The sequence below is a fragment of the Actinospongiicola halichondriae genome, assembly GCF_049103745.1.
Taxonomy (GTDB): domain Bacteria; phylum Actinomycetota; class Acidimicrobiia; order Acidimicrobiales; family Salinilacustritrichaceae; genus Salinilacustrithrix; species Salinilacustrithrix halichondriae.
Genome location: NZ_CP171622.1, coordinates 2,347,373 through 2,367,327, shown reverse-complemented (window position 1 = coordinate 2,367,327; position 19,955 = coordinate 2,347,373). Strand labels below are relative to the sequence as shown.

General features: G+C 68.7%; 20 protein-coding genes and 5 tRNA genes. 13 read left to right on the top strand and 12 right to left on the bottom strand.

Going from position 1 to position 19,955, the window contains the following annotated elements; all coding sequences use genetic code 11:
* Positions 1-5: 5 nt before the first annotated feature.
* From AB8619_RS11660 to rdgB, 5 genes are read left to right on the top strand one after another with little or no spacing between them, the layout of a single operon-like run.
* Complete coding sequence (locus tag AB8619_RS11660; RefSeq protein ID WP_436792801.1) at positions 6-1,526, top strand: class I adenylate-forming enzyme family protein; 1,521 nt, start codon at positions 6-8, stop codon at positions 1,524-1,526.
* A 24-nt stretch (positions 1,527-1,550) separates the two neighbouring features.
* Complete coding sequence (gene murI, locus AB8619_RS11655; protein WP_436792800.1) at positions 1,551-3,269, top strand: glutamate racemase; 1,719 nt, start codon at positions 1,551-1,553, stop codon at positions 3,267-3,269.
* Positions 3,266-4,003 (top strand): MBL fold metallo-hydrolase, encoded by a 738-nt coding sequence (locus AB8619_RS11650; RefSeq protein WP_436792799.1) that lies wholly within the window; start codon positions 3,266-3,268, stop codon positions 4,001-4,003. The genes murI and AB8619_RS11650 overlap by 4 nt, the downstream gene beginning before the upstream one ends.
* A complete protein-coding gene (rph, locus tag AB8619_RS11645; RefSeq protein ID WP_436792798.1) occupies positions 4,000-4,731 on the top strand; it encodes a ribonuclease PH in 732 nt (243 codons plus the stop codon). Before AB8619_RS11650 ends, rph begins: the two co-directional genes overlap by 4 nt.
* Positions 4,728-5,297 (top strand): RdgB/HAM1 family non-canonical purine NTP pyrophosphatase, encoded by a 570-nt coding sequence (rdgB, locus tag AB8619_RS11640; RefSeq protein WP_436792797.1) that lies wholly within the window; start codon positions 4,728-4,730, stop codon positions 5,295-5,297. Before rph ends, rdgB begins: the two co-directional genes overlap by 4 nt.
* Positions 5,298-5,324: 27 nt before the next feature.
* Here rdgB and AB8619_RS11635 read toward each other — a convergent pair whose 3' ends face one another.
* Positions 5,325-6,113: an Fpg/Nei family DNA glycosylase gene (locus AB8619_RS11635; RefSeq protein WP_436792796.1), complete on the bottom strand. Its 789-nt coding sequence runs from the start codon at positions 6,111-6,113 to the stop codon at positions 5,325-5,327.
* A 34-nt stretch (positions 6,114-6,147) separates the two neighbouring features.
* Here AB8619_RS11635 and AB8619_RS11630 point away from each other — a divergent pair.
* Both AB8619_RS11630 and AB8619_RS11625 read left to right on the top strand, forming a co-directional pair.
* Positions 6,148-6,231, top strand: a tRNA-Leu gene (locus AB8619_RS11630).
* A gap of 45 nt (positions 6,232-6,276) precedes the next feature.
* The gene (locus AB8619_RS11625; RefSeq protein ID WP_436792795.1) at positions 6,277-6,876 is read left to right on the top strand and encodes an ATP-dependent Clp protease proteolytic subunit; all 600 of its coding nucleotides are present in this window, start codon (positions 6,277-6,279) and stop codon (positions 6,874-6,876) included.
* 1 nt (position 6,877) lies between these two features.
* Here AB8619_RS11625 and AB8619_RS11620 read toward each other — a convergent pair whose 3' ends face one another.
* Positions 6,878-7,258 carry a hypothetical protein gene (locus tag AB8619_RS11620; protein WP_436792794.1) on the bottom strand — a complete coding sequence of 127 codons (381 nt, stop codon included), beginning with the start codon at positions 7,256-7,258 and terminating at the stop codon, positions 6,878-6,880.
* A gap of 68 nt (positions 7,259-7,326) precedes the next feature.
* Entirely contained in the window at positions 7,327-8,028 is a 702-nt protein-coding gene (gene rpe, locus AB8619_RS11615; protein ID WP_436792793.1) for a ribulose-phosphate 3-epimerase, read from the bottom strand.
* A 55-nt stretch (positions 8,029-8,083) separates the two neighbouring features.
* On the opposite strand from rpe, the gene AB8619_RS11610 reads away from it, so the two are divergent.
* The 3 genes from AB8619_RS11610 to AB8619_RS11600 all read left to right on the top strand — a co-directional run bounded on the left by AB8619_RS11610 (position 8,084) and on the right by AB8619_RS11600 (position 10,689).
* A complete protein-coding gene (locus AB8619_RS11610; protein ID WP_436792792.1) occupies positions 8,084-9,271 on the top strand; it encodes a class I SAM-dependent RNA methyltransferase in 1,188 nt (395 codons plus the stop codon).
* A 66-nt stretch (positions 9,272-9,337) separates the two neighbouring features.
* Positions 9,338-9,913 (top strand): sigma-70 family RNA polymerase sigma factor, encoded by a 576-nt coding sequence (locus AB8619_RS11605; RefSeq protein WP_436792791.1) that lies wholly within the window; start codon positions 9,338-9,340, stop codon positions 9,911-9,913.
* Positions 9,913-10,689 carry an anti-sigma factor domain-containing protein gene (locus tag AB8619_RS11600; protein ID WP_436792790.1) on the top strand — a complete coding sequence of 259 codons (777 nt, stop codon included), beginning with the start codon at positions 9,913-9,915 and terminating at the stop codon, positions 10,687-10,689. The genes AB8619_RS11605 and AB8619_RS11600 overlap by 1 nt, the downstream gene beginning before the upstream one ends.
* Here AB8619_RS11600 and AB8619_RS11595 read toward each other — a convergent pair whose 3' ends face one another.
* From AB8619_RS11595 to AB8619_RS11575, 5 genes are all read right to left on the bottom strand, one after another.
* On the bottom strand, positions 10,690-11,766 hold the full coding sequence (locus tag AB8619_RS11595; protein ID WP_436792789.1) for a sensor histidine kinase: 1,077 nt from the start codon (positions 11,764-11,766) through the stop codon (positions 10,690-10,692). It abuts the gene before it with no gap.
* The gene (locus tag AB8619_RS11590; protein ID WP_436792788.1) at positions 11,763-12,212 is read right to left on the bottom strand and encodes a response regulator; all 450 of its coding nucleotides are present in this window, start codon (positions 12,210-12,212) and stop codon (positions 11,763-11,765) included. The genes AB8619_RS11595 and AB8619_RS11590 overlap by 4 nt, the downstream gene beginning before the upstream one ends.
* Complete coding sequence (locus AB8619_RS11585; RefSeq protein WP_436792787.1) at positions 12,209-14,974, bottom strand: ATP-binding protein; 2,766 nt, start codon at positions 14,972-14,974, stop codon at positions 12,209-12,211. Before AB8619_RS11585 ends, AB8619_RS11590 begins: the two co-directional genes overlap by 4 nt.
* A gap of 84 nt (positions 14,975-15,058) precedes the next feature.
* Positions 15,059-15,135: transfer RNA gene (locus AB8619_RS11580), tRNA-Lys, on the bottom strand.
* Between the two features lie 50 nt (positions 15,136-15,185).
* Positions 15,186-15,262: transfer RNA gene (locus AB8619_RS11575), tRNA-His, on the bottom strand.
* An 87-nt stretch (positions 15,263-15,349) separates the two neighbouring features.
* Between AB8619_RS11575 and AB8619_RS11570 the strand changes: the two genes are divergently transcribed.
* Both AB8619_RS11570 and AB8619_RS11565 read left to right on the top strand, forming a co-directional pair.
* Positions 15,350-16,312, top strand: a complete 963-nt coding sequence (locus tag AB8619_RS11570; RefSeq protein ID WP_436792786.1) for an AurF N-oxygenase family protein — start codon at positions 15,350-15,352, stop codon at positions 16,310-16,312.
* Between the two features lie 33 nt (positions 16,313-16,345).
* Positions 16,346-16,419, top strand: a tRNA-Arg gene (locus AB8619_RS11565).
* 32 nt (positions 16,420-16,451) lie between these two features.
* Here the strand turns inward: AB8619_RS11565 and AB8619_RS11560 are convergent.
* From AB8619_RS11560 to mftF, 4 genes are all read right to left on the bottom strand, one after another.
* Positions 16,452-17,699, bottom strand: coding sequence for an aminotransferase class V-fold PLP-dependent enzyme (locus AB8619_RS11560; protein ID WP_436792785.1), 1,248 nt, complete (start codon positions 17,697-17,699; stop codon positions 16,452-16,454).
* A gap of 1 nt (position 17,700) precedes the next feature.
* A complete protein-coding gene (locus tag AB8619_RS11555) occupies positions 17,701-18,111 on the bottom strand; it encodes a hypothetical protein (protein WP_436792784.1) in 411 nt (136 codons plus the stop codon).
* 40 nt (positions 18,112-18,151) lie between these two features.
* Positions 18,152-18,225, bottom strand: a tRNA-Gly gene (locus tag AB8619_RS11550).
* 94 nt (positions 18,226-18,319) lie between these two features.
* Positions 18,320-19,810, bottom strand: coding sequence for a mycofactocin biosynthesis glycosyltransferase MftF (gene mftF, locus AB8619_RS11545; protein ID WP_436792783.1), 1,491 nt, complete (start codon positions 19,808-19,810; stop codon positions 18,320-18,322).
* Between mftF and mftA the strand changes: the two genes are divergently transcribed.
* The gene (gene mftA, locus AB8619_RS11540; protein ID WP_436792782.1) at positions 19,809-19,946 is read left to right on the top strand and encodes a mycofactocin precursor MftA; all 138 of its coding nucleotides are present in this window, start codon (positions 19,809-19,811) and stop codon (positions 19,944-19,946) included. The genes mftF and mftA overlap by 2 nt on opposite strands.
* Positions 19,947-19,955: the final 9 nt, after the last annotated feature.

The window sequence follows — 19,955 nt, the reverse complement described above, 5'->3', positions numbered from 1 at the left end:
CGGCCATGGATCAGCTGGCAGCCCACGCCGAAGCGACGCCCCACAAGGTCGCCGTCATCGACGACCGTCCCGGGCAGTCGCCGCGGTCGATGACCTTCGCCGAGCTCAACTCGTACGCCAACCGGATCGCGTCGGGACTCGTCGCCCGCGGCACGGAGCCGGGGGCGAAGCTGATGTGGTGCGGCAAGAACAGCCTGGAGCTGGTGGCGTTCACCCATGCCGCTCGCAAGCTCGGAGCGCTCGCGGTGCCGCTCAACTACCGGCTCAGCGACGAGGAGACCACGTACGTGGTCACCAACTCCGACACCGAGTTCGTGTGGGTCGATGTCGAGTTCGCGCCGCTGTTCGAACGCATCCGGGGCCAGATCGGCAATGTGCGCGAACCGGTGGTGTTCGGCGGCGCTGCCGGCGACGACCAGGTCGCAGAAGCGGACTTCCTCGGCGACGACGTCGAACCGCCCGAGCCGGCGATCGCCGCCGGAACGATGATCTACACGTCGGGCACCACCGGGCACCCCAAGGGGGCGGTCAAGACCGGCGGCGCCAGCCTCGAGCAGTCGAAGGGTCTCCTCGACCTGCTGGGCTACGAGCCCGACGACGTCCACCTCACCTGCGGACCCCTCTATCACTCGGGTCCCGGCGGCTTCGCTCGCATCGCCCACTCGCTCGGACACACCCTCGTCGTGCAGCACAAGTTCGACGCCGAGGACTGGCTTCGGCTGCTCACGACCCACCGGGCGACGTCGTCGTTCTCGGCCCCGACGCCGATCCGCATGATCTGCGACCTCGACGACGAGGTGAAAGCCCGGTACGACACCTCGTCGATGCGGGTGATGGTCGCCAACGCTGCGCCTTGGAGCTTCGCCCTCAAGGAGGCATACCTCGACGACTTCCCCGAGGAGTCGCTGTGGGAGGTCTACGGCTCGACCGAACTCGGTGTGAACTGCGTGCTGGCGCCGCCCGACCAGCGCCGTAAGCCAGGCTCGTGCGGCAAGCCGGCACCGGACGTCGACGTGGCGCTCTTCAGCGCCGATGGCGACGAGATCACCGAGCCCGACGTGCCGGGCGAGTTGTACGTGCGGGCGTCGTCGGTGCTGGACACGTACTACAAGGCCGAGGAGAAGTATGCGGCCGATCACCGCGAGGGCGGATGGCACACCGTAGGCGACATCGCCTACGTGGACGACGAGGGTTACTACTTCATCTGCGACCGCAAGACCGACATGATCATCTCCGGTGGCGTGAACATCTACCCGGCCGAGATCGAGGACGCGCTCGAGCGCCATCCAGGCATCTTCGAGGCCGCGGTGGTCGGCGTCCCGGACGACAAGTGGGGCGAGTCGGTCCTGGCGTGCATCGTGCGTCGCGACGACTCGCTCACGGTCTCGGACATCGAGGCCCATGCCCGCGAACACCTGGCGGGCTACAAGGTCCCTCGCCGGGTCGAGTTCGTCGACGAGATCCCCAAGACCGGGTCGAACAAGATCCTGAAGCGGTCGCTCCGTGAGCGGTTCGTCGACGCCTGACGTGGCATTCTCGGGCTGGTAGCCATGCATCTCCTCCTCGTCCCGTCGCTCGCCTCGCTCGCTCAGACCGAGGAGGTCCCCGACCTCGGCGAGGCGTTGCCCGACGGACTCACCGCCGACCACTGGATCCGCGCCGGCGTCACGCTCGTCGCGTTCATCGTCGTCGGCCGCATCGTCCGGCTGATCGTCGAACGCATCGTGCGCAAGACCGACAGCGAGGGCCAGATCGCTCGTTTCGTCGGCCGGATCGTCCAGAACCTCCTGGTCGTCGTCGGCCTCGTCTACGCCCTCGGCATCCTCGAGGTGAAGGTCGGGCCGCTGCTCGGGGCCCTCGGGGTGTCGGGCATCGCCATCGCGTTCGCACTCACCGCGATCCTCGAGAACGTGTTCGCCTCCGTGGTCCTCAAGACCCGGCGGCCGATCAAGATCGGCGACGAGATCACGACGCATGACCACAGCGGAACGGTCGAGGAGATCAACTTCCGGACGGTCGTGCTCCGGGACTTCGACGGCGAGAAGGTCGTCCTGCCGTCGGCGATGGTCAACAACGAGGTGATGGTCAACCACACCGAATTGCCGACTCGGCGGACGGTGTTGCCGGTCGGGGTCGCCTACGGCACCGACCTCGCGGCACGCGCAATCGGTGATCCTCGGCGCGACACAGCGCGTCCAGGGTGTGCTCGCCTCCCCGGCGCCGCAGGCGTGGGTCACGACCTTCAACGACTCCAGCATCGACTTCGACGTCCGCTACTGGCACGCTTCCGACATCGCCACCCTGTTCCGCGTGCGCTCCGGAGTCGCCATGGCGATCAAGTCGGCGTTCGATGCCGAAGGGATCGAGATCCCGTTCCCGCAGCGCGTCGTCACGATGCCGTCGGCCGATCATCCCGACCGATCCGATCGGCTCGACGACACCGAAGCCGGCTGACGACGGTGGACGATCGTCCCATCGGGATGTTCGACTCCGGTTTCGGTGGGCTCACCGTGGCCCGCGCGCTCATCGACCTCCTTCCGGCCGAGAATCTCGTCTACCTGGGCGACACCGGTCGCTACCCCTACGGGTCGAGGCCTCTGGCCGAGGTTCGGGGCTTCGCCCACGAGATCTGCCGGTGGCTCCGTGAGCATCACGACGTGAAGATGGTGATCGTGGCCTGCAACACCGCCGCGGCTGCCGCTCTGTCGGAGTTGCAGGAGGAACTGCCCGTGCCGGTGGTGGGCGTCGTCGAGCCCGGCGTCCGCTCGCTCGTGAAGGCGACGTCGTCGAAGCGCGTCGGCGTGATCGGGACGGTGGGCACCGTTGCCTCGGGTGCGTACCAACGCGCCGTGGCCGATGCCGCGCCCGACGTGACGCTCACGTGCGCGGCGTGTCCCGGCTTCGTCGAGTTCGTCGAGCGGGGCGAGACCCGTTCGGAGCAGGTCCACGTGCTGGCCGAGCGTCTGCTCGATCCGGTGCGCTGTGCGGGGGTCGACGCACTGCTGCTCGGGTGCACGCACTATCCGTTCCTGGCCCGGACCATCGGCGACGTCATGGGTCGCGACGTCGTCCTGGTCTCGTCGGCCGACGAGACCGCGTTCGAGGTCCGGGCGATGCTCGAGGGGTCCGACCTGGCGCGGGCGCTCGACGCGGGCCCCGGTCGACGCCAGTGGTTCAGCTCCGGCGACGTCGACGTGTTCCGGGATCTCGGGCGACGACTCCTCGGCCCCGAGCTCGACTCGGCATCGGCCGTACGGTGGACGTCATGAGTCTGGCGGTGACGATCCTGGGTTGCTCGGGCACCTACGCGGGTGCCGGAGGGGCGTGCAGCGGATATCTGCTCCAGACCGACACAACCAACATCTGGCTCGACTGTGGTTCGGGTTCGTTCGCGAACCTGCAGCGTCACATCGACCTCACCGACCTCCATGGCATCGTGTGCTCGCACTCGCACCCCGACCACTGGTTGGAGCTCCCCGTCGCCGTGAACGCATTCCGCTATGGCCTCGATCGTCGGACGGCCGGGATCCCGCTGTTCTGGACGGCGGAGACCGCAGCGATGTTCACCGCCGTCAGCGGACGACCGCCGGAACCGACCTTCGTCAGCGAGATCGTGGACGAGGCGTCCCGGGTCCACATCGGCGAGGTCGCGGTCACGTTCTCGCGCACCGACCACCCGGTCGAGACCCTTGCGGTCCGGGCCGACGGCGACGGCGGATCGATCGTCTACACGGCCGACACCGGCAACGCCTGGTCGCTGGCATCACTCGGTCCGGGCATCGACATCGCCGTGGTCGAAGCGACGCTCGACCACCCCGAAACCGGGATCCAGCATCTGACGGCTGCCCAGGCGGGTGCGCAGGCGAGGGAGGCCGGTGTGGCAGCGTTGGTGCTCACGCACCTCGCGCCGGGCTCCGATCCCGAGGCGAGGAGACGTGAGGCGGCAACCGCCTTCGACGGCCCGATCGCCGTCGCCGAGATCGACGAGAGGTACAGCACATGAGACCCGATGGACGTACGCCCGAGGCCATGCGGCCGCTCACCATCGAACGCGACCCGACGGTCATGGCCGCCGGTTCGTGCATGATCAGCTTCGGCCAGACCCGGGTCCTGTGCACTGCGTCGATCGACGAGGACGTTCCCCGCTGGATGAAGGGTCGGGGCACCGGTTGGGTGACCGCAGAGTACTCGATGCTCCCGGGCTCGAGCCCCGAGCGGATCGGTCGTGAGGCCGCCAAGGGCAAGCAGAGCGGGCGCACCCAGGAGATCCAGCGCCTCATCGCCCGTGCACTTCGGTCGGTGTGTGACATGTCGATCCTCGGTGAGCGTCAGGTCATCGTCGACTGCGACGTGCTCCAGGCCGACGGCGGTACGCGTACCGCATCGATCACCGGCGGCTACCTGGCGCTACACGATGCGTTCTCCCGTCTCGTGGCGACCGGCGAACTGGCGGAGAACCCGCTGACGGCGTTCTGCGCTGCCGTCAGCGTCGGCATCGTCGACGGCGAGCCGGTCTGCGACCTCCCGTATGTCGAGGACTCCACAGCCGACGTCGACATGAACGTCGTCATGACCTCGACCGGCGACTTCGTCGAAGTCCAGGGCACCGCCGAGGGGGCAGCATTCGGCCGTCCCGCACTCGACCGTCTCCTCGATCTCGCCACCGGCGGCATCGCCGAGCTGATCGAAGCGCAGAAGGCCTACGTGGCCGAGCCGCCTCCGGCGCGTTGAGCGAGCCGCGCCCGATCCTCTTCGCCACCGGCAACGCCCACAAGGTCGAGGAGGTCGCCGAGATCCTCGGGAATGCCTGGTGGATCGAGGCGCAGGACCCCGATGTCGAGGAGACCGGGACGACGTTCGAGGAGAACGCGCTCATCAAGGCGCGGGCACTCGTTGCCGCCAGGGGAGTGGTCGCCATCGCCGACGACTCGGGCATCGAGATCGACGCCCTCGACGGTCGTCCGGGCATCCACTCCGCCCGGTGGACCGAGGAATCCGATTGGATCCCGAGAGTGCTCCGCGAGCTCGACGGTGTCGAGGGCCCGGCACGCTCCGGTCGCTATGTCGCCGCAGCGGCGGTCGTCTGGCCCGATGGACGCGAAGACGTCGTGCGGGGCACGGTCGAGGGTCGCATCGCCGACGCACCGCGGGGAGACAACGGATTCGGATACGACCCGATCTTCGTCCCCGACGAGGGAGGCGGCCGGACCTTCGGCGAGCTCACCCCCGAGGCCAAGCACGCGATGTCGCATCGGGGCCGGGCGTTCCGCTCCCTCGTGCGAGCCCTCGACGACTGACCCGAACGGGAACCCGGGTCGGCGTCGTCAGCGGAGTGGCTGGCAGCGAGGACAGGCGAACATGTTGCGTCCGCCGATGTCGGAGTGCTCGACGGGCGTGCCGCAGGTCCGGCACTCGCTCTGCTTGTACACGTGGACCGAGTTCTCCCTGGTCATCGAGGTCATCCGGCGTCCCTGCATCGGCACGGTGATGATCCGGTCCCGCTTCACGCCGAGCCGGAGCTGGTCCACGGTCTCGTCCCAGATCTCGCGGACCTGAGATTCGGAGAGCACTCGCCCCTCCGTCGCCGGGTGGATGCCGGTGAGATGGAGGATCTCCGCTCGGTAGACGTTGCCGATGCCGGCGACGACCGCCTGGTCGAGGAGCAACGCCCCGATGGGCTTCTTCGACTTCCGCACTCGTCGGACGAACTCGTCGACGTCGGCGTTGCGGCGCAGCGGGTCCGGACCGAGGGTCTGCGCGACCTCGTCGAGGATGCCGGGGTCGCGGAGTTCGCAGGTGATGGCGCCGGTGAGGTCCCAGGCGGCCTCCCGTCCGCACAGTCGTAGCCGGAGTGCCTCGGACGGTGCCGGGACGTCGGCGGCGTGGCGTCGGAACTTCCCGAAGAGGCCGAGGTGGATGTGGAGGACCTCGGCCCCGTCCCAGTGGAGGAAGAGGTGCTTGCCGTTGGCCGAGGTGCGTTCGAGCGTCCGACCGTCGAGCCGACGAGCCCCCTCGGCGAAGCGGTCCTGGCGATACGCAGTCTCGACCGGACGTCCGCGGAGGTCTCTACTCAGGTCTCTCGCGAGTCGGTGGATCGTGTGCCCCTCTGGCATCGGTCAATCCTGCCCCGAGTAGCGTTGGCCGGAAGCATCAGTGGTGGAACTGGCAGACACGCAGGGTTTAGGTCCCTGTGCGCGAAAGCGTGTGTGGGTTCGAGTCCCACCTGATGCACGGGCCAGCAAGGTGATCCCGTCCGTCGCCGCTAGATTCGCCGCTGTGACCGAACAGCTTCCGTCTCCACTCGCCGCCGACCTCCCCGGGTTCGGTGATCCTGGCTTCCAGATCTACAACCAGTTGCTGCAGAACCGCATCGTGTTCCTCGGAACCGACGTGAACGACAGCATCGCCAATCAGATCTGTGCGCAGTTGCTCTACCTCGAGGGCCAGGACGACGAGAAGGACATCTGGCTCTACATCAACTCGCCCGGCGGTTCGGTCACCGCTGGCATGGCGATCTTCGACACGATGAACTTCATCGGTCCCGACGTGGCCACCATCTGCATGGGGCTCGCCGCGTCGATGGGCCAGTTCCTCCTCGGCGCCGGCGCACGCGGCAAGCGGTACTCGCTGCCCCACGCCCGGATCATGATGCACCAGCCCTCGGGCGGCTTCCAGGGTCAGGCAGCCGACATCGCCATCCAGGCCGAGCAGCTCTCGTTCATCAAGAAGCTGATGGCCGAGCGCATCGCCGAGCACACCGGTCAGACGGTCGAGCAGATCCGCGAGGACTCCGAGCGCGACCGTTGGTTCACGGCCGACCAGGCCAAGGACTACGGCATCGTCGACAAGGTCATCACCTCGCGCGGCGACGCCTAGCTCAGCCGGTCGTCTGCGACGTCAGGTCGCAGTTGGCCTTCACATAGGTCTCGATGCGGCCGCTCGCCGCCTCGATCTGGTCGAACTCCGTGCTGATCTCGTCGTAGATCGCGGGGCGTCCCGTCGACGACGTGTCGAGGTCCTCGAGCCCCTCGACCAGGTCGTCGAGGAACTGCACCAGCAGGTCGATGTCGGCGCGCACGGCCTCGGGGGCGTCGCGACGCAGGTCGATCTCGGTGTCCCGAGCTGTGCGGAACGCCTCGAGCGCGGCGTCGGTGTCGGCGGGATCGAAGTCGGCGAAGATCGCCTCGAACGAGTCGGTGTCGCTCGCCGCGTCGCAGAACGCCATCTGGGGGTCGTCGTCGCCGCCACACGCCGCCACGGAGGCGAGTGTGCAGGTGAGCGCGAGAGCCGTTGCCCGTAGGGGTTTCACCGCTCGATCGATCCTGGTTAGGCGTCCGAGCGGGTCGCTTCGGCGAGTCGGCGTAGTTCGTCCACGGCGTGGCCGAGTCCTTCAGGGTCCTTGAACATCGACGATCCCGAGATCAGGACGTTGGCTCCGGCCGCCGCCGCTCCCTGGATCGTCGCCGGACTGATGCCGCCGTCGACCTCGAGGTCGCAGTCGTGGCCGCCGTCGATGATCCAGCGTCGGATGGTCGCGACCTTCGGTTCCATGGTGCCGATGTACTTCTGGCCGCCGAAGCCGGGATTCACGGTCATCACCAGGACCATGTCGCAGAGGTCGAGCACGTGCTCGATGGTCTCGGGCGGCGTCGACGGGTTGAGCGCGACGGCAGCCTTCGCTCCCAGGTCGCGGATCCGGCCGAGCGTGCGGTGGAGGTGGCGGCAGGCTTCGGCGTGGACGATGAGGAGCCCGCACCCGGCCTCGACCCAGAGGGGGAGCAGGTCGTCGGGTTCCTCCACCATCAGGTGGGCCTCGAAGAGGATGTCGGTGCGGTCACGGCACGCGGCGATCACGTCCGGACCGAAGGTGATGTTCGGGACGAATCGGCCGTCCATGACGTCCCACTGGATGCGGTCGACGCCGGCATCGGCGAGCGATGTGACGGCGTCGCCGAGGCGGGAGAAGTCGGCCGGAAGGACCGACGGTGCGATCTCGAACGGGCGGTCGGTGCCGGGGCGGTCCGTCATGGCACCCATCCTTGTCGTCACGGCTCGGCGGATGCGAACCCCTACGGTGACCGCGGTGGACCCTCTCGAACTGGCGATCACCGATGTTGCGGCCGGAGGCGACGGGATCGGGCACGCGTCCGACGGTCGAGTGGTGTTGGTGCGGGGAGCGATCCCCGGCGACATTGTGCAGGTGGAGATCACCGAGGATCGTCCGCGCATGCTCCGAGGGGTCGCGGCCGCAGTGCTCGAACCGAGCGACGACCGGATCACCCCACCCTGCCCGCACGTCGCGGCCGGATGCGGTGGATGTGGGTGGCAACACGTCGACCCGGCAGCGCAGCGGCGACTCAAGATCCGCATCGCCGAGGAGAGCCTCCGCAGGATCGGGCGCATCGACGGCACGATCCTCGACGGTCCACCGCTTCCGGACCGGGGCTTCCGGACCACGGTCCGATGCCTGGTGGTCGACGGCCGGGCGGCCTTCCGCACGCCGCGTGGCCATGATGGCGTCGTCGTCGACAGTTGCATGGTCGCCCACCCGTTGCTGCAGGAATTGATCGCCGACGGCCGGTTCGGTTCTGCACACGAGGTGACACTCCGTGTCGGAGCCGAGACCGGCGAGCGCCTCGTACGGTTCGACCCTGCGGTGCCCGCCGACATCTCGCTGCCGCCAGACGTGCGGGTCGTCGGCGCCGACGAACTCGGGCGTGGTCGGCGTTCGTGGTTCACCGACCGGGTCGAAGGCATCACCTTCCGGATCTCGGCCGAATCGTTCTTCCAGACCCGCACCGACGGCGCCGCCGCGCTCGTCGATGCCGTGCGCCGGGCGGGCGACGGCATGTGGGGGAGCGGCACCATGATCGATCTCTACGGAGGCGTTGGTCTATTCGCTGCGTGCCTCGGGGATGGAATGTCCGTGACGGACGTCGAGTCGAACCGAGCGGCGGCTGCCGATGCCCGTCACAACCTGTCTCACCTGGACGCGCAGATCATTCGTGCGGCCGCCCAGAAGTGGACTCCGTCGGCTGCGCACGTCGTGGTCGCCGACCCACCAAGAGCCGGACTCGGTGCCGACGTCGTTCGTTCCGTCGCCGCCACCGAAGCCTGCCGTCTCGTCCTCGTGAGCTGTGACCCAGCCTCGTTCGGGCGGGACACCAGACTCCTGTCCGAGGCCGGATACGAACGCACATCGACCACCGCAATCGACCTCTTTCCACAGACCCCCCACGTGGAACTCGTGAGCCGCTTCGAGCGCTCGTAGGGAGTCCTACCGAAAATGTCCGGATCAACTCATCCGCGGCGCGCCGCTGCGCCGAAGAACTCCTCGATGACGGTCGAGCAACTGGAACAGGCGAGTGACGCCACCTTGGTGGTGTCGATCGGGCGCTACCACGAGGACGCGCTCGCCGAGGTCTACCGACGTCACGCCGGTGCCGTGTTCGCCCTCTCTCGCCGTCTCCTGGCTGATCGAACGCTTGCCGAGGAGATCGTCCAGGAGGTGTTCCTCCGGCTCTGGAACGATCCCGATCGCTTCGACCCCCAGCGCGGCTCGCTCCGCTCGTACCTGTTGGCCCAGTGCCACGGCCGCAGCGTCGACCTGATCCGCTCCGAGTCGTCACGTCGACGGCGAGAAGAGAAGGAACTGACGCTCGCCGCAGAGGCGGGCTACGACCTCGAGCGTGAGGTGTGGGACCTCGCGGTCAGCGACCGGGTCAAGAATGCGCTCCGCAAACTGCCCGACGGCGAGCGTGAAGCAGTTCTCCTCGCCTATTTCGGCGGTCACACGTATCGAGAGGTCGCAGATCTGCTGGACACGCCGGAGGGTACGGTCAAGAGCCGGATCCGGTCCGGTCTCAAACGCATGCGCGGCGACTTGGTCGCCGTCGGAATCGGTGGTGGGTGATGGACGACAACCATGACGAGATCGCCGAGCTGCTCGGCGCCTACGCCCTCGATGCCGTCGACGACGACGAGCGCGTCGCAGTCGAGGCGCATCTCGCCGAGTGCCCCCGGTGTGCCGCCGAGGTCGCAGACCACCGCGAGGTCGCAGCCATGCTGGCCTACTCCGGTGCTCCGGCGCCGGAGGGTGTGTGGTCGAAGATCGTCGACTCGTTGGAGGAGCAACCACCCGCGCTCGACCTCCCCGGCATCACGACCCCCTCGCCGCCGACCAGCGGCGTCGACGAACTCGCCGCTCGACGCGAGCGTCGCGAGCGCCGACCGCTGCTGCTCGGCGCTGTCGCTGCTGCGCTGCTCGTCATCGGTCTGGTGGCGGGTGTGGCAATCGGCGCCAACGACGACCCCGCATCGCCGGACTCGGAGTTCGCGCTCGACAGCATCGATGCTGTCGCTCGCAGGGTGTTCAACGACCCGGATGCCGCCAAGGTGACCTTGTCGTCGCCCGACGGCGAGGATCTCTCCGCGACCGCAGCGGTCGAGTCGGATGGCTCCGGCTATCTGCTGGGGACCTCGCTCCCGGCGCTGGGCGCCGACGAGACCTACCAGCTCTGGGGCGTTCTCGACGGCACCGTCGTGTCGTTGGGCGTGCTCGGTCATTCCCCCGACGTCGTGGCCTTCCACCTCGACCCGGCGACGGAGACCCTGGCGGTCACCATCGAGACAGCTGGCGGAGTGCCGGTCTCCTCCAACCCCGCGGTGCTCGTGGGCTCGGTCGCCTGATCAGGCGTCGACGGCAGGATTGAGGCGCACGACGAAGGTCGTCCCGACCCCGTCCGGCCCGTCTTCGAGGGTGACGCCGCCGCCCACCAACTGCACACTCCGCCGGACGGTTGCGAGGCCGAGGCCGGTACCGTGCACGTCGTCGTCGAGGCGGAACCCCGCGTTGAAGACCGAGGTGCGGTGCTCGGGAGCGATGCCGCGACCGTTGTCGCTGACGATCACCAGGGTCCCGTCGTCGCTGTCCTTTCGCGCGACGACGATGGACGGTCGGCGATCGGGGTGGGCGTACTTGATCGAGTTGGTGATGAGGTTGAGGAAGACATGCCGGAGTCCGACCTCGTTGGCATGGACGGTGCCGAGCGGCTGCTGGATCTCGAGGTCGACGTCGTCGAGCGACGTGTCGAGCGTCTGCACGACCCACTCGAGAACCTCGTCGAGGTCGACGGTGGCGAGCATCTGATCCGAGCCGGCGGTGTCGGCGTACTCGAGCAGACGGTCGACCATCTCGACCAGCCGATGGCCCGATCGGGCGAGCATCTCGTGGATTCCGGCGTCCTCGCCGTCGGGGCGGGAGCGTTGGAGGAGGTCGATCGAGCCGAGGACCACGGCCATGGGCGACTTGAGGTCGTGCGCGACCCGATGGGCGAAGTCGCGCAGCTCCCGTCGCGACGCTCGCAGCGCCCGCACCTGCGATGCCCGGTCGATGGCGTAGCGGATGGCGCGACGGGCGATCTCCTCGTCCAGACCTGCGCCCTTGACCAGGTAGTCCTGGGCTCCGGCTCGGATCGCCTCGCCCGCCAGCTCGGGGTCGTTCGACCCGGTGAGCACGACGATCGGCAACTCGGGCGCCGCGGAAGTCAGCGCTGCGATCGCTTCGGTGCCGACGGCGTCGGGGAGCCCGAGGTCGAGCAACGCGCAGTCTGGCTCGAGTCCGCCGGCGAGGACTGCGTGGACGTCCGCGATCGAGGCGGCGCGCTCGATGTGCACCGGGCCGCCGGCGTCGTCGGCGGAGAACAGTTCCTCGATGATCAGCGCGTCGCCGTCGTTGTCCTCGACGACCAGGACCGTGGTGGTCATCGATCGGACGGCAGCCGGACCACGGTCAGCCAGTAGGACTCCAGCGACTTCACCGCGTCCAGGAACTCCTGGGGCCGGACCGGCTTGCTGATGAAGCTGTTGGCATGGCCCCGGTAGGCGGCGCGGACGTCTTCCGGCGCGGTCGACGACGTCATCACGATCACGGGGATGTGCAGCAGGTCGTCGTGGTGTCGGATGTTCTCGAGCACCTGGAGGCCGCTCATGCCCGGCAGGTTGAGGTCGAGCAGGATGAGGTCCGGCAGCATGGGGCCGCCGACACCGATGGCCGACTCGAGGTGGGCGAGCGCCGTGGGCCCGTCCTCGCACACGATGAGGTTGATGGCCACCTTGGCCTGTTCGAACGCCTCTTCGGTGATGAGCGCGTCGCCCGGATTGTCCTCGACGAGGAGCACCTCGACGGGTCGCGTCGGTGCAGGAGTCGTCATGCGGTCGCCTCTCGGAGATGGTCTTCGGACGTGGCGGACGGGCGGGTGGCGGGAACGGTGAACACGAACCGGGTGCCATGCGGTCCGTGGTCCTCGTCGATCCACACTCTGCCACCCTGCGACTCGACCAGGCGTTGGACGAGCGCCAGGCCGATACCCGTGCCCGAGTAGCTGGTGCGAGCGTGGAGACGCCGGAACATCAGGAAGACCTGTTCACGGAACTCCTCCGGGATGCCCACCCCGTTGTCGGCCACCCCGATCTCGACCATGTGGCCCGTCCGCTCGGCATCGACGCGGATCCGCGCGCGCCGCTCCGGGGCGACGAACTTCAAGGCGTTGCCGATCAGGTTCTGGAGTACGTGGTGGAGCAACAGGTCGTCGGCCCAAACCGCCGGGAGGTCTGGTGCGACCTCGATGGTGGCCTCCTGGTCGTGGGTCTGCTCCGAGAGCGCTTGGAGCACATCGCGGACGACGTCATCGAGCGCGATGGTGGTCGGCGAACCCTGGTCCCTGCCTGCACGGGAGTACTGGAGGAGACCGTCGATCAGATCCGACATGCGCTGGGCACCGTCCACGGCGAATCCGACGTACTGCTGCGAGCGATCGTCGAGATCGTCGCCGAGGCGGACGGCCAGCTTGTCGACGAACGTCGAGACCATGCGCAGTGGTTCCTGGAGATCGTGCGAGGCGAGGTACGCGAACTGCTCGAGGTCGGAGTTCGACCGTTGCAGCTCTCGGTTCGCGACCTGGAGTTCGACCGTGCGCGCTCGGACCTCGTCCTCCAGTGACGCCGTGAGTTCGGCAAGGGCGTCGCGAGCAGCAGCGAGTTCGGAGATGTCGCGGATCGAGACCGCCACCTCGCCCGAGGGGAGCGGCGCGACCCGCAGTTCGCGTCGGCCGTCTTCGTCGTCGGGAGCGAAGGTCAGCTCCAGGATCCGATCTTCGGTGCGGCTGGCTGCGAGTGCGTTCTCGAGTCGATCCTGCAGCGAGGTGGGCACGAGATCGCTGACCGAGGTCTGGAGCGTTGTCCTGGTTCCGGTGACCGCCGTGGCCCGCCCCGCCCGATCGACCCGGTAGTGCCGGTCGGGAAACGCCGCCATGACCGTCGTCAGGTCGCGTCGTGATCGGTCGGCGCGGAGGTCCAGCAGGTTGTTCTGGCGGCTCACGGCGACCACGAGGGCGAACAACGAGCCCGTGACGGCGAGCGCGAAGAACGCCAGCTCGATGTCGGGGTCGGTGAGGACGTCGCGCCGGGCCAGGGCCTTGGCGATGAGCCCCGACGCGATCACCATGCCCACGCCCAGGGGCATGATCCGGCGAGCGAAGCGCCCGCCGGCGAGTGGAGCGCCCAGCGGTTCGAGCAGGCCACGGTCGAGCTGCGTGCTCAGCACGGCCAACGTGGCCGTGATCATCGCGATGCTCGTGTGGAGGGCCATCTCGGTCGAGCTCGCGAGCCCCCGGGATCCGGTGGCGCCGTAGACGTATGCGAGGAGCGCCAGGAAGCCGAGGCCACCGGCGGTGATGACGAGGGCCTGGCCGACCGCCGTGGCCCGGAGCCCTCGGCCTCGGCGCGAGAGCAGCGCCCCGATGCCGATGGCGACGAATCCCAGCGCCGTGTTGAGTCCCATGCGTCCGGGTGAGCTCGTCCCGGCGAGATTGGAGTCATCAGCGGCGAGGAGTTGATCGATGCCGAAGTCGACGCCGAACGCGTACTCGAGGATGGTCAGCCCGCCGACGACGACGAGCACTCCGTAGAGCGCAGTCCGGGTCTCGTCCCGGTGCTCGGGCAGGAGCAGCGCGGTACCGATGAGCAGGAAGCCCAGGGCCGTGTTCGCCTTCATCGACGCGAGATCGGGAGCGATGTGTGTGACGGCTTCGACGCCCATCCACCAACCGACCGCCAAGACGACGGCGGCGATGCCGGCGAGCGCTGCGCCGCAGATCACCTGGAACAGGCGACGCCGTTCGGGGTCCACGATAGCGAGGTGCTCGTGATCGTCCGAGTGGATTCGTCGGAAGGGAGCACGCCGAGGCCGGTCCCGCACGGCCGGGACGACGTGGAGCACGGCGACGGGGGTGTCGAGCAGGCCGACGGCGGTGATCTCGACGGCGAGAAGACCATCGGCAGCGTGCATCCCGGTGATCAGGGTGTGGTGTCCACCGGTCTCGTCGTGGTCGACGGCGGTGAGCAGCGCCTCGAGATCGTCGGGTTGGGCGCACAAGTCGGTGACGCGGCGGCGGACTGTCTGCTGTGACGAGGTGCCGAGCAGCCCCGCAGCGCTCGGGTTGATGCGCGTGATGGCACGGGTCGCGAGGTCGACGACGACCGTGGCCACCGGCGACGCGTCGAGCACTCGGCGGGGGTCGACGCTCGCGCGTCGGAGCACGTCGGTCGGGGACTCTCCGAGGATGTCGGTCAGATCGAAGACCTGGACGAACACCACGCCGTCCTCGCTGGTCGGTGTGAGGGTGACCTCGGCGGTCCGCAGACCGGCCCCACCGCGGATGACCCGGACGCTGCGCGTCGGGACACCTCGGAGCCCACGTTCACGCAAGGTCTGTGCCTCGAGCTCCTCGGCGATGAAGTCGGAGCCGGGACGGCCGATTAACTCCTCCCGCGGGAGGCCGAGGAGATCCTCGGCTGCGCTGTTGGCGGCCCGGATCGACTGGACGTTGAGGTCGAGGACGATCGTGGGGACCCGCGACTGCTCGAACAGCTCGTGCACGTGCATGTCCGTGAGCTGGTCGTCCGGATCAGCCATCGACCACACCATATGGGCGTGAGCCGCAGGGGGCTGACCGATGCCGGACGCGAGAGACCGCAGGCCGTGGGCCTGCGGTCCCGGTGGTACCCCCCCTGGGACTCGAACCCAGAACCTGCGGATTAAGAGTCCGACGCTCTAACCAGTTGAGCTAGAGGGGCATGACGAGCGGACGAATGTAGTGATCGTCCGGACTAGCTGGTATTTCGAATGGGGTGACCGAGGGGACTTGAACCCCCGACCTCCAGGATCACAACCTGGCGCTACCACCAGCTGAGCTACGGCCACCAAGGGTGAGCGATCTTAGGCAGTGGAGGCCTGCGGGGCGAAACCGGTTCGGTTGACGCCGGCGAGCGATCTGTTACTGTTGGTAACATGTCTGAGTCCACCGAGACGACATCCATTCCTGACGAGGTCACCGACGTCGACGGTCGCTTCCATGCGCTCGTGCGTCGGCTGTCCGAGCAATCGGTCCGGAAGAACTTCGACGCCTACCTCGACGTGCCCTGGGACGACCACGAGATCCACTCGGCGGATCCTCGCTGGGAGCTCGACGGCGACGATCCACTGGCGCGGACCGCGTGGTACCAGGCGCTTCCCCAGCCCGAACGAGCCCGCCTCGGCCTCTTCGCGGTGGTCTCGAAGATGAAGACCGGCCTCGAGTTCGAGAACGTCCTGTGCCGGGGGATCCTGGAGTACGTCAACACGCTCCCCAACGGCGCGCCGGAGTACCGCTACGCGATGCACGAACTGATCGAGGAAGGTCAGCACCAGCTGATGTTCCAGGAATTCGTGAACCGGTCGGGGATCGACGTGGACGGGATGCCGTGGGATGCCCGTCTCGGGTCCCGGATCGTGGTCTCGATGGGATCGTGGTTCCCCGAGCTCTTCTTCATGTTCGTCCTCGGTGGCGAGGACCCGATCGACCACGTGCAGCGCGAGTCGCTGCGGCGTGGCGGGGCGCACCCCCTCCTCGAGCGGATCATGAAGAACCACGTCACCGAGGAGGCTCGGCACCTGTCCTTCGCTCGTCACTACCTGAAGAACCGGATCGAGTCGATGCCTCGCCGTGGCCGGTTCGCACTGTCGATCGGGACTCCGCTCATCCTCGGGGAGATGGGCCGGCTGATGCTCATGCCGTCCAAGCAGCTCGTCGCGGAGTTCGCCATCCCGGATCACGTGATCCGCGAGGCCTACACCGAGAACCCAGAGTTCCTGGAGGGCGCGGCCACCGCCTTGCAGAAGGTCCGTCGCCTCGCCGGCGAACTCGGGCTCCTCACGCCGCTGGCCCGCCGGATCTGGAAGCGCAAGAACATCTGGGCCGACCCGGAGGACTGACGGCACCGGCTCGGTCGGTACGCTGCCTCGCCTGCCTCCGTAGCTCAACTGGATAGAGCAGACGGTTTCTACCCGTCAGGTTGTGGGTTCGAGTCCTACCGGAGGCGCTCGGCCTCCCGGAGTCGTCCGGGCGCAGTGGTCAGGTGACCCGGCTCGCCGGCGGTCCGAGGTCTTCGTATTTCCGCTCGGCGACCACGTCGCGTAGACGCAGCAGGCCGCTGGTGAGCTCGGTGTACGAGGTGGCGAGCGGACCGGGTCCGAGACGGACCAGGTCGGGGGCCCGGAAGTCGGCCACGACCTTGTCCAGACGTGCGGCGCGCACGATCGTGGCGGCCTCGGGGTGGCGGAGCGCGACGTGCCCGCCTCGGTCGTCGTTCGACCGCGGCGACGCGAGTTCGATGCCGAGGTCGGCGAACCAGGCGTCGTGGGCGCGGATGATGACCTCGCACAGCGCCACCGACTTGGCCCGCAGGGCGTCGATGCCGGCGTCGGCGACGGTCGAGAACCCGGCGGCTGCGACCTCGAGGCCGAGGATGCCGGGAGTCCCGGCCCTCCACCCGGCGGGTCCCGGGAGCGGATCGTGGACCGGACCCATGGCGAACTGGTCGCGCTGGCCGAACCAGCCCTGGATCGTGGGGCGGATCGTCTCGTGGTGTCGGTCGGCCACATAGGTCCAGGCCGGCGACCCGGGGCCGCCGTGGAGGTACTTGTAGCCACAGCCGACGGCGAGGTCGACGCCGCGGTCGTCGAGGTCGAGCGGGATCGCGCCGGCGGCATGCGAGCAGTCCCACACCACCAACGCCCCCACTCGGTGAGCTGCCTCGGTGATTGCGGCGACGTCGGCGACCGCCGCGGTCTCGAACTGCACGGCCGACGCGACGACGACGGCCACGTCGTCGTCGATCAGGCCGACAACCCGGGCGGTGTCCGCCGAGTCGGCCCATCGGATCTCGATGCTCTCCTGGTCGGCGAGCCCCGTCACCACATAACGGTCGGTGGGGAAGTCGTCGCGCAAGGCGACCATGACCCGACGTGAGGGAGACGCCTGCAGGGCCCCTGCGACCGCCTGGTGCAGCGAGACCGTGGTCGACTCGCCGACGATCACCTGGCCGCTGGCGGCTCCCAGGAGCGGCGCCAGGAGGTCGCCCACGGCGAGCGGGCGGTCGATCCACGACTCCCACGCCTCGACCAGGTCGTGTGACCAGTCGTGGAGGACCGTCTCGGCCGCGACGGAAGCGGCCACGGGCGGTCGGCCGAGACTGTTGCCGTCGAGGTAACAGACGTCGGGGTCCGGGATCGCGAAGGCTGCCCGGTGCGAGCGCAGCGGGTCGTCGGCGTCGGCAGCAGCAGCCCACGTGAGCGTGGGCTCACCGGGTGCGGTCGTCATGTCAGACGGACGGCAGGCTCCGTCGGCGGAGCTCCAGGCCGACGGCCCCGAGCAACAGCCCGGCGACGATCAGCGATTCTCCACCGGTGTCGGCGAGATCGTCGGACGTGTCGTTGCCCGACTCGGACCCATCGGAGCCGACGCCCGAACCCGTGCCGGTCCCGTCATCGGGTGCCGTGGTCGAGGTCGTCGCCTGCGGGATCGCCGTGGTCGTCGGCGCCGTGGTGGACGTGCTGTCCGCCTGGTCGCCGTCGCCGTCGGCAGCCCTCGTGGTCGTGGTCTCGTCGGTCGGTGCGCCCGCGGACTCGGCATCGTCTCCACCGAGCGATCCGGGCTGCGCGACCGCGAGTCCGATGCCGGTGAACATGATGGCGAGCGACGCGATCAGGAGCAGCTTCGAGAGACGGTTCACGGGGCCGGGACCTTTGGCATGGGGGAGATTCGGGGCGGATTGGAGCGGGTGACGGGAATCGAACCCGCATGACCAGCTTGGAAGGCTGGGGCTCTACCATTGAGCTACACCCGCGGGTCGACCACCAGACGGTAGCAATCCCGACCGTCCGTGACGCGGATCGTCCGGGGTCCGGTGACGGGTGCCACATCGTGGCCGAGGCGGTTCGTCAGCGTCGGGTGAGGCCGGGGATTCCGGTCAGGCGCGGACGCAGCGAACGCCATGAACCAACCTGGGCGCAGCCCCGCCAGACGCCGACGCAATACGCCAGGTCGTCGGCAACCCTGGCAGCGGTCCACGCGACCGGCCCGAGGTCGGGGTGGCGGTCCCTCCACTCGAACAGTGCCGGTGCGACGGCTGCGACTGCGAGCGCCCTGCGAGCGCGTGTCGACCTCGACGCAGCCACCAGAGCGACGGGGAACCACGCCCGAACGGTGGCCGAGGCCAGCCAGCGTCCCGCCCACAGGTTCCCGACACCGGCGAGGCGAGCGGTCTCGGTGATCGGGTCGTCGACTCGGTCGCGTAGGTCGGGCACCAACAGCGCTGCGCTGGCCGTCGCCGTGAGTGCTCCCGCTGCGACGCCGCGGCGCCCGCCGAGTGCCGCCATCGTCCACGCTGCGAGGCTCCACGCGTTGACCTCGACCGGCGCGACCTGGCCGGGATGTCGCTGGTCGAGATGCGCGGCCGACGAGCCGTACTGCATCCGCTGGCGCAACAGTGCCGGCCAGGTGGGTCGGTTGTCGTGCTCCACCTCGACCGCAGGTTCGTAGCGGACCGTGCAGTCCTCGGCGACGCGCCAGATCAGGTCGACGTCCTCGCCGAACCGGAGTGCCTCGTCGAAGCCGTCTTCGGTCTCGAGCACCGACCGGCGGAAGACCACGGTGGCGGTGGGCAGGTAGCTGACCCGTCCCCGGGGGACGACGCGTGCCGGCTCGGGGCCGAGGTCGAGAGGGGAGCGATGCCGCTCGTAGCGGTCGATGGCCGAGTGCCCGGTCGCCCGACCACGGACGCGCGGAGCCACCGCGCCGACGGCGGGATCGGAGAAGTGGGCGACGAGGGGTTCGAGCCATCCGGTGGACATGGTGATGTCGGCATCCACGAACGCGACGAGGTCGGTCGAGGTCGCCCGCCACCCGGAGTTCCGGGCTGCTGCGGGCCCGCGAGACCGCTCGTGGCGGATCACCGTGGCCTCGCCGGCGGCCCGGACGACGGCCGCAGGGTCGCTCGAGCCGTCGTCGACGACCACGACGGGAACCGACCCGAGGCTGGCCACCAGCGACGCCAACTCCGCAGCGTGGTCTCGCACCGGCACGACCACGGTCACGGACATCGCGGGGACCTCGTGACACACCGGATGGGCGAGCCCGGCGTCGAGCAGCCGACGAGCGACGGTCTGGCTCGCGGCGTCTGGTCCGATGGCCTCGCCGGCCGCGAGTCGGTCGGCGACGCGGGCGCCGGCATCGGTGAGACGGAGCACCCGGAGCGGTGAGCCGCCGATGAAGGTGCGTCCGGCGTCGCTGCGGCGTGTGCCGTGGTCGAGACGCAGTGAGATAGATTCGGGGAGCCCCTCGGGCACGTCACTCCTCGTGGGTGGCAGGCGTGAGAGGGTAACCAGGCTCGCCTGGACCGACTTCCCGCCACCGATTCCGAGGTGCCCCATGACTGTCACCGAGACCGCCCCAGAGAGCATCGACGAGCGCGACGACGTCGTCGCCGAGACCTCCGACACCACTGCGGTCGTCGAAGAGGTCCTGGTCGAGGAGATCTCGATCGACGGGATGTGCGGCGTCTACTAGGCGTCACAC